This window comes from Saccharopolyspora sp. 6M, from assembly GCF_020176775.1.
In the GTDB taxonomy this organism is placed as follows: Bacteria; Actinomycetota; Actinomycetes; order Mycobacteriales; family Pseudonocardiaceae; genus Saccharopolyspora_C; species Saccharopolyspora_C gregorii.
The window spans coordinates 1-8,316 of the sequence record NZ_JAIUJZ010000042.1 but is presented as its reverse complement, the minus strand read 5'-3'; the positions used below and the strand labels follow the sequence as shown (position 1 = coordinate 8,316).

Sequence of the window (8,316 nt, the reverse complement as noted above, 5' to 3'; positions counted from 1 at the left end):
CGGCGGCCGGCGCGGGGCGCCCCCCCCCCGCCCGCCCGCCCCCCCCCCCCCCCCCCCCCCCCCCCCCCCCCCCCCCGGCTCACTTCGCCTCGCCGAGCAGGTCGGCGACGCGCTGCACGCCGGCCACGAGGTCCTCGTCGCCGAGCGCGTAGGACAGCCGGAAGTAGCCGGGGGTGCCGAAGGCCTCCCCGGGCACCACGGCGACCTCGGCCTGCTCCAGCACGAGCTCGGCGAGCTCCGCGCTGGTCTTCGGGCGGGCGCCGCGGATCTCCTTGCCCAGCAGCTCCTGCACCGACGGGTACGCGTAGAAGGCGCCCTCGGGCTCCGGGCAGGTCACGCCCGGGATCGCCGAGAGCATCTCGACGATGGTGCGGCGGCGCCGGTCGAACGCGGCGCGCATGTCGGCGACGGCGTCCAGCGATCCGCTCACCGCCGCCAGCGCGGCCCGCTGCGACACGTTCGCCACGTTCGACGACAGGTGCGACTGCAGGTTCGCGGCCGCCTTGATCACGTCCTTCGGGCCGATCATCCAGCCGACCCGCCAGCCGGTCATCGCGTAGGTCTTCGCGACGCCGTTGAGGATCACGCAGGTGTCGGCGAGCTCCGGGACCTGCGCGGCGATCGAGACGTGCTCGGCGTCGCCGTAGACCAGGTGCTCGTAGATCTCGTCCGTGATGACCCAGATCCCGTTGCGCACCGCCCACTCGCCGATGGCCCGGACCTGCTCCGGCGGGTACACGGCACCGGTGGGGTTGGACGGGGAGTTGAACAGCAGGACCTTGGTGCGCGAGGTCCGAGCGGCGTCCAGCTGCTCGACGCTCGCGAGGAACCCGGTGGTGTCGTCGGTGGGCACCACGACCGGCACGCCCCCGGCGAGCTCGATCGCCTCCGGATAGGTCGTCCAGTAGGGAGCGGGCAGCAGCACCTCGTCGCCCGGGTCGAGCAGCGTGGCGAACGCCTGGTAGACGGCCTGCTTGCCGCCGTTGGTGACCAGCACCTGGCTGGGGTCGACGGTCAGCCCGGAGTCGCGCAGGGTCTTCGCCGCGATCGCCTCCCGCAGTTCCGGCAGGCCCGCGGCGGGGCTGTAGCGGTGGTTGCGCGGGTCGGCGCAGGCCGCGATCGCGGCGTCCACGACGGGCTGCGGGGTGGGGAAGTCGGGCTCGCCGGCGCCGAAGCCGATGACGGGCCGCCCGGCCGCCTTGAGCGCTTTCGCCTTCGAGTCGACCGCGAGCGTCGCGGACTCGCTGATGCCGCCGACGCGGGCGGAGACGCGCCGCTTCGAGGTGCCTGACTCGGACTGGTCCAGTGGTGCTGACATGGGAACATCTTCGCAGAGCGCGAACCGGGGCGGCACGCTCCCCGCCTCGGCGTTCGCCGTTGTCGGACCGCCCGTGCAGGAGGCGCGGAGCGATCCCGTACACTTCCCGTCTTGGGATGCCGGTACACCCGCACCCGAACTCGGCGTAGGCCGGTTTCGGGGCTGGCGTATGGTGTGTTCCGACGCGGCCGACGGTCGCGAAGGGGTGTAGCTCAATTGGCAGAGCAGCGGTCTCCAAAACCGCAGGTTGCAGGTTCGAGTCCTGTCACCCCTGCGTCGATGCACACGGTGAGCGGAGGAAGCAGGCGTGAGCGACGACCGCGAGCAGGGGCCGGACGAGCAGCAGGATGCCGCTCAGCCCTCCAGCGCCGCCGCACGACGCGAGCGTCGCGCCTCCCGCGCTTCCGCCCGGCAGGGCGGTGCGGGCGGGCCGGACTCCGGTGCCACCCGCACAACTGAGTCGAAGGGTCGGCCGACTCCGTCGCGAGACGGCCGGAAGGGTCGGGTCTCGCCGTTCCGCAAGGTGTGGCGCTTCCTGCGCGAGGTCGTCGCCGAGCTGCGCAAGGTCATCTGGCCGACACGCCGGGCACTGATCACCTACACGCTCGTGGTGCTCGTGTTCGTCAGCATTCTGGTGGCGTTCGTCGCCGGCCTGGACGTGCTGTTCGCCAAGGGCGTGCTCTGGTTGTTCGGCTGAGCGCCACGGCCCGCGGCGAACAGCGGGCCGCTGTCGCGCCATCGACCCGGCGCATAACGCACGAGAGGAAGCGAGACCCACTGTGACCTCAGGAGACGGGACCTCCCACGAGGACCAGGAGTTGACCGGCCGGACCGGTGCGCCGGCCGAGGCCGAGGAGTCGGCGGTGGCCGACGACGTCGACTCCGCTCGCGGCGCCGACTCCGGCGAGGACACCGGTCCGACCACCGGCGCCGACGAGGAGACCTCGGCGGACGACGCGGCGACCGACGAAGCGGCCGAGTCCGCGGAGTCCACCGAGGACGACGGCGCCGAGAGCACCGAAGCCGAAGCCGAGAGCGCCGAGGCCGAGGAAGCCGAGGAAGCCGAGGAAGAGGCCGAGGCCGACCCGGTCGAGGAGCTGCGCGCCGCGCTGCGCCGCGCTCCGGGCGAGTGGTACGTCGTGCACTCGTACGCCGGCTACGAGAACAAGGTCAAGACGAACCTGGAGACCCGCGCCCAGACGCTGGACGTCGAGGACTACATCTTCCAGGTCGAGGTGCCCACCGAAGAGGTCACCGAGATCAAGAACGGCCAGCGCAAGCTGGTGCAGCGCAAGGTGCTGCCCGGCTACATCCTGGTTCGCATGGAGCTCAACGACGCCTCGTGGAGCGCGGTCCGCAACACCCCGGGTGTCACCGGGTTCATCGGTGCGACCTCGCAGCCTTCGCCGCTGGGCATCAACGACGTGCTGAAGTTCCTCGCGCCGCAGGCGGAGAAGGAAGCGAAGCCGGAGCAGGGCAAGAAGGCCGCCCAGCCCGCCGCGTCCGCGAAGCCCTCGGTCGAGGTGGACTTCGAGGTCGGCGAGTCGATCACCGTCATGGACGGCCCGTTCGCCACGCTGCCCGCGACGATCAGCGAGGTCAACGCCGACAACCAGAAGCTCAAGGTGCTGGTGTCGATCTTCGGCCGGGAGACGCCGGTCGAGCTGTCGTTCAACCAGGTTTCCAAGATCTGACCGGTTCCCCGGAAGCCCGGCGACGGGCCGACGAGGGGATTCCGGCGGCTGCGGCAGGCTCTGGCAGGACCTGCCGCGGGAACGGGCGACGCCACCGTCGTGGTCCCCGCCCGTGCCCGGCCCGTCCTCGGGTCGGGCGAACGGACACCGAAGACACTAGGAAGCTAGAGATGCCGCCCAAGAAGAAGAAGCTCGCAGCGATCATCAAGCTGCAAATCTCGGCAGGCCAGGCCAACCCGGCTCCGCCCGTCGGCCCGGCGCTGGGCCAGCACGGCGTGAACATCATGGAGTTCTGCAAGGCCTACAACGCCGCCACGGAAAGCCAGCGCGGCGACGTGGTGCCGGTCGAGATCTCCGTGTTCGAAGACCGCTCCTTCACCTTCAACCTGAAGACCCCGCCGGCGGCGAAGCTGCTGCTGAAGGCCGCGGGTGTGCAGAAGGGCAGCGGCGAGCCGCACAAGTCGAAGGTCGGCAAGGTCACCGCGGACCAGATCCGCGAGATCGCGCAGACCAAGATGGTCGACCTCAACGCCAAGGACCTCGACCAGGCCTCGAAGATCATCGCCGGCACCGCCCGGTCGATGGGTCTCACCGTCGAAGGCTGACGAACCGGCACGTGTGGGAGGGCTCGCGCAGCCCTACGCGACCACGACTGATCCACCGTTAAGGACAGAGAATGACTAAGCGCAGCAAGGCATATCAGCAGGCCGCCGAGCTGGTCGACCGCGCGCGGCTGTACGCGCCGCTGGAGGCCGTCGAGCTGGCCAAGAAGACCGCCAAGGTCAAGATGGACCCCACCGTCGAGGTGGCCCTGCGTCTGGGCGTCGACCCGCGCAAGGCCGACCAGATGGTCCGCGGGACCGTGAACCTGCCGCACGGCACTGGCAAGACCGTCCGGGTCATCGTGTTCGCCACCGGGGACAAGGCCGCCGAGGCCGAGGCCGCCGGCGCGGACGCGGTCGGCTCCGAAGACCTCATCGAGCGCATCCAGGGCGGCTGGCTCGACTTCGACGCGGCGATCGCCACCCCGGACCAGATGGCGAAGGTCGGCAAGATCGCGCGAGTCCTCGGGCCGCGCGGCCTCATGCCGAACCCGAAGACCGGCACCGTCACCCCGAACGTCACGAAGGCCGTCTCCGAGATCAAGGGCGGCAAGATCAGCTTCCGGGTGGACAAGCAGGCCAACCTGCACCTGATCATCGGCAAGGCCTCGTTCGACACCACGCAGCTGGTGGAGAACTACGCGGCCGCGCTGGACGAGATCCTGCGTGCCAAGCCGTCCACCTCCAAGGGCCGCTACGTCAAGAAGGTCACCTTCACGACGACGATGGGCCCGGGCATCCCGGTGGACCCGAGCTTGACCCGGAACCTCACCGAGGCTCCTGCCTGACGCGGACTTCCGCTGCGAGCGGGCCGTCCCCTTCCGGGGGCGCCCCGCTTTCGCATTCTCAGGAGCAGGCGGCGGGTTCGTAGTTGTCGATCTGCCAGCCGCCGTTGGGCTGGCGGGACATGCTGAACTTCCCGAGCGGCGGGCCACCGGACACGCTCAGCGCGCAGGAGTCGACGACGGCCGTGCCCTCGCTCTCCTGGATGACGTCGTTGGTGAAGCGCGGGCTGCTGAACGAGTTCGGTTCGGTGACCTTCTCGTGCGCCGCGACCGCGGCGGCGGCGCAGTCGGCGGTCTGCGAGTAGTAGGCGAAGGCGCTCCCGCCTTCGGGGGTGAACAGGGCGCAGACCTGCTCCGGCTGGTGCGCGACGTAGCCGTAGAAGGCGCGGACGACGCGTTGTGGCGACGGCGGGGTGACGGGCGCGGCGTCCGGGGGAGCGCCGCCGGTCCCACCGCCTCCTCCGCCACCGCCGGTGACGCCACCGAGCAGCTTGGACAGCAGCCAGAACAGCAGCAGCACGACCAGCGCCACCGTCACGAGCAGGAACAGCAGCCTCCCGAGCAGCGGCCGCAGCAGCGACCACAGCAGGACCAGCGCCTTCTTCCACCACGGCCTGCCCTGCGGCTGTTGCGGCGCGGCGGGCGGGGGGGGCGGTGGTGCGGCCTGCGCGCCGGTGCCGTCCTGCCCGCGCTGCCACTCCTGGAACCGCTGGAACTCCAGGAACCGCTGGTACTGCTCGTACTGCCGGGCCTGCTCGTCGTCGGGTGCGGGCGCGCTCACCGGCGGGGTGCGCGGCGGATCCGGCACGAGTTCGGCGTCCACCACTTCGGGGGTCGCGTCCGGGCGGGGGGTTCGGTCGTCGCGGTGCGACTCGTTCGGGTCGGCCACGAATGACATCTTGCCGTGCCGGGCAAGGGTGGTGATCGTCCCGCGCCGCGGCGGTTGCGTCGGGCCGCCCACCTGCGGGGGTGCCGTCCGAGCTGCCGCGGGGGTGCAGTACTCTGGTCGCAGTTCCACCCAAGACCGCTGGTCTTTCCACGCGTCGCTCGCGATGCGCGGAAACGAAGGTCCCGTTGCGATGCGGGCGGCCCGCGCAGGAGGACGTGGCCGCACCTGAGCGCGCATGCGCGCCGGTGCTGAGTTTCCGCCCCGTGCCTGCTGCGCCGGGGCGTTTTTCGTCTCCTCGGGATCGTCAACCGGCTACGAATCCGCTTTCGCGGGATTCCGAGTCGATCGAAGAGAGGAGGCGACATGGCAAAGCCGGAGAAGGTCGACGCGGTCGAAGAGATCGCTTCGCGGTTCAACACCGCGACCACCACCGTGGTGACCGAGTACCGCGGGCTGTCCATGGCGCAGCTGGGGCAGCTGCGCACCGCCCTGGGCGAGGGCACGACCTACCGGGTCGCGAAGAACACGCTCGTCAAGCGGGCCGCCGAGCAGTCCGGGGTCGAAGGCCTCGACGACCTGTTCGTCGGCCCCACCGCGATCGCCTTCATCGAGGGCGAGCCGGTGGACGCGGCGAAGGCGCTCCGCGATTTCGCCAAGGACAACCAGGCCCTGGTGATCAAGGGCGGCTACATGGACGGCCGCGCGATCTCGGTTTCCGAGGTCGAGCGGATCGCCGACCTGGACTCGCGCGAGGTCACGCTGTCCAAGCTGGCCGGCGCGCTGAAGGGCAAGCTGAACCAGACCGCAGGCCTGTTCGCCGCTCCGGCGTCCCAGGTCGCGCGCCTGGCCGCCGCGCTGCAGGAGAAGAAGGGCGCCGAGTCGGACTCCTGATCCGTCCCGGCCCGGAACGCTGCGCGCGCGCCGGGATTCCGCCCGCACATCGCACCCGTTCGCCGAGGCGGACGCAGATCTGAAAGGAACGCCGTCATGGCCAAGCTGAGCAACGACGAGCTGCTGGACGTCTTCAAGGAAATGACGCTGCTGGAGCTCTCCGAGTTCGTGAAGCAGTTCGAGGAGACCTTCGACGTCACCGCCGCCGCCCCGGTCGCGGCCGTGGCCGCCCCGGCCGCCGGTGGCGCTGCCGCCGAGGTCGAGGAGCAGGACGAGTTCGACGTCGTCCTCGAGGACGCCGGCGACAAGAAGATCCAGGTCATCAAGGTCGTCCGCGAGGTCGTCTCCGGCCTGGGCCTGAAGGAGGCCAAGGAGCTCGTCGAGGGCGCCCCGAAGGCCCTCCTGGAGAAGGTCGACAAGGACAAGGCCAACGAGGCCAAGGCCAAGCTGGAGGAGTCCGGCGCCAAGATCACCCTGAAGTGATCTCCCGCCGGCCGGGCACCGCTCACGCGGTGTCACGGTCGGCATGCACTTCCGCCGCGAACCGGAATGCTCAGCGGAGGGCGCCGGGCGGTCCGCGAATCGATCGGATAACGATCGTCGCGGGAGATCCGTGCACTGGATCTCCCCGTCCGCCCGGCCCGCGTTGAAAAGATCATTCCGCGAGTGGCATGAGAAGGGGGGGGCCCACCCCGGGTGCCCGCCTTTTTGCGGTCCGTGCACATTTCATTGATTTTTTCGGTCTGCGAAACCACAGATCCGGACAGTTCGGAACGATTTGCGCCGCGCTCTGGGAATCCAACTGAACTCGTGAGTAACCTGTGCGCGTCTCGCTCGTTGTATAGGTGTGACGCTCCTGACGTCGGTTAGTCGAGTCACATATGCGAGGCTCCCCGTTCGGGTGCGCTACTGCACTTGGCGGAGTGATGCCAGCGAGTAACGCGGCCAACGAAGGAACGCGGAGGTGCCGGATGGGTGTCGAGGTCAGGGTCGAGGGCTTGTCCAAGTCCTTCGGCGCGCAGACCATCTGGCGGGACGTGACGCTGACCCTGCCGACCGGCGAGATCAGCGTGCTGCTGGGTCCGTCGGGCACCGGCAAGTCGGTCTTCCTGAAGTCCTTGGTGGGGCTGCTGAAGCCGGAGCAGGGCAAGGTGCTGATCGACGGCGTCGACGTCTGCGACTGCGCGGAGAAGGACCTCTACGAGATCCGGAAGCTTTTCGGCGTGCTGTTCCAGGACGGCGCCTTGTTCGGCTCGATGAACCTCTACGACAACATCGCCTTCCCGCTGCGCGAGCACACCCGGAAGAACGAGTCCGAGGTGCGCCAGGTCGTGATGGAGAAGATGGAGATGGTCGGCCTGCTCGGTGCCGAGACCAAGCTGCCGGGCGAGATCTCCGGCGGCATGCGCAAGCGCGCCGGGCTCGCCAGGGCGCTGGTGCTCGATCCCGAGATCCTGCTGTTCGACGAGCCGGACTCCGGCCTGGATCCGGTGCGCACGGCCTACCTGAACCAGCTGATCGTGGACCTGAACGCGCAGATCGACGCGACCTGCCTGATCGTCACGCACGACATCAACACGGCCCGCACGGTGCCGGACAACATCGGGATGCTGTTCCGCCGCAACCTGGTGATGTACGGGCCGCGGGAGGTGCTGCTGACCTCGACGGAACCGGTGGTGGAGCAGTTCCTCAACGGCCGCAGGCAGGGCCCGATCGGGATGAGCGAGGAGAAGGACGCCGGCCAGGCGGCCGCCGAGCTCGCCGAGCTGCGCGGGGAGCAGGGCGTCCCGCACATCATGCCCCAGCTGGAGGCGACGCCGGGCCTGCCGGAGCGCACCGCGGTGCGGCGCAGGCAGGACCGGGTGATGGCGAACCTGGGTTCGCTGACCCCGTCGGCGCAGCAGGAGATCTTCAAGAGCCTCACCCCGCAGGAGCGGGAGCGCTACGGGATCCGCGAAGGAGCCCCGGCGACCGCGGGCGTGCGCAGCGGCACCCTGTCGCAGGGCGAGGTCGCGCAGGTACCGCAGCAGCCCGCCGCGGCCGCGCAGCAGGCTCCGCAGGGACCGGCCGAGCAGACGACGCCGAACCCGACGACGCCGAACCCCGCGACCCGGCACCCCGCCCCGCAGCAACCGGC

At 70.1% G+C, this 8,316-nt stretch carries 9 protein-coding genes and 1 tRNA gene; 8 read left to right on the top strand and 2 right to left on the bottom strand.

Features of this window, described 5'->3' with window-relative positions; genetic code table 11:
• Positions 1-79: 79 nt before the first annotated feature.
• On the bottom strand, positions 80-1,318 hold the full coding sequence (locus tag LCD31_RS07650; RefSeq protein ID WP_224956906.1) for a pyridoxal phosphate-dependent aminotransferase: 1,239 nt from the start codon (positions 1,316-1,318) through the stop codon (positions 80-82).
• Positions 1,319-1,519: 201 nt separating this feature from the next.
• On the opposite strand from LCD31_RS07650, the gene LCD31_RS07645 reads away from it, so the two are divergent.
• The 5 genes from LCD31_RS07645 to rplA all read left to right on the top strand — a co-directional run bounded on the left by LCD31_RS07645 (position 1,520) and on the right by rplA (position 4,402).
• Positions 1,520-1,592 (top strand) — tRNA-Trp (locus LCD31_RS07645).
• A 33-nt stretch (positions 1,593-1,625) separates the two neighbouring features.
• A complete protein-coding gene (secE, locus tag LCD31_RS07640) occupies positions 1,626-2,015 on the top strand; it encodes a preprotein translocase subunit SecE (protein ID WP_224956905.1) in 390 nt (129 codons plus the stop codon).
• Positions 2,016-2,136: 121 nt separating this feature from the next.
• The gene (gene nusG / locus LCD31_RS07635; protein WP_255623080.1) at positions 2,137-3,012 is read left to right on the top strand and encodes a transcription termination/antitermination protein NusG; all 876 of its coding nucleotides are present in this window, start codon (positions 2,137-2,139) and stop codon (positions 3,010-3,012) included.
• 170 nt (positions 3,013-3,182) lie between these two features.
• Positions 3,183-3,617, top strand: coding sequence for a 50S ribosomal protein L11 (gene rplK / locus LCD31_RS07630; protein ID WP_224956902.1), 435 nt, complete (start codon positions 3,183-3,185; stop codon positions 3,615-3,617).
• Positions 3,618-3,688: 71 nt separating this feature from the next.
• Entirely contained in the window at positions 3,689-4,402 is a 714-nt protein-coding gene (rplA, locus tag LCD31_RS07625) for a 50S ribosomal protein L1 (RefSeq protein ID WP_224956901.1), read from the top strand.
• 58 nt (positions 4,403-4,460) lie between these two features.
• Here the strand turns inward: rplA and LCD31_RS07620 are convergent, their stop codons facing one another.
• Complete coding sequence (locus tag LCD31_RS07620) at positions 4,461-5,288, bottom strand: hypothetical protein (protein ID WP_224956900.1); 828 nt, start codon at positions 5,286-5,288, stop codon at positions 4,461-4,463.
• A gap of 363 nt (positions 5,289-5,651) precedes the next feature.
• On the opposite strand from LCD31_RS07620, the gene rplJ reads away from it, so the two are divergent.
• The 3 genes from rplJ to LCD31_RS07605 all read left to right on the top strand — a co-directional run.
• Positions 5,652-6,179, top strand: a complete 528-nt coding sequence (gene rplJ / locus LCD31_RS07615; protein ID WP_224956899.1) for a 50S ribosomal protein L10 — start codon at positions 5,652-5,654, stop codon at positions 6,177-6,179.
• 96 nt (positions 6,180-6,275) lie between these two features.
• The gene (gene rplL, locus LCD31_RS07610) at positions 6,276-6,662 is read left to right on the top strand and encodes a 50S ribosomal protein L7/L12 (protein WP_224956898.1); all 387 of its coding nucleotides are present in this window, start codon (positions 6,276-6,278) and stop codon (positions 6,660-6,662) included.
• Between the two features lie 488 nt (positions 6,663-7,150).
• On the top strand, positions 7,151-8,316 hold a 1,166-nt coding region (locus LCD31_RS07605), incomplete at its 3' end, for an ABC transporter ATP-binding protein (RefSeq protein ID WP_224956897.1).

Coding starts and splice junctions, on each gene's coding strand:
- LCD31_RS07650 (WP_224956906.1), bottom strand. CDS start 1,318: ATGTCAGCACCACTGGACCAGTCCGAGTCAGGCACCTCGAAGCGGCGC.
- rplK (WP_224956902.1), top strand. CDS start 3,183: ATGCCGCCCAAGAAGAAGAAGCTCGCAGCGATCATCAAGCTGCAAATC.
- rplA (WP_224956901.1), top strand. CDS start 3,689: ATGACTAAGCGCAGCAAGGCATATCAGCAGGCCGCCGAGCTGGTCGAC.
- rplJ (WP_224956899.1), top strand. CDS start 5,652: ATGGCAAAGCCGGAGAAGGTCGACGCGGTCGAAGAGATCGCTTCGCGG.
- rplL (WP_224956898.1), top strand. CDS start 6,276: ATGGCCAAGCTGAGCAACGACGAGCTGCTGGACGTCTTCAAGGAAATG.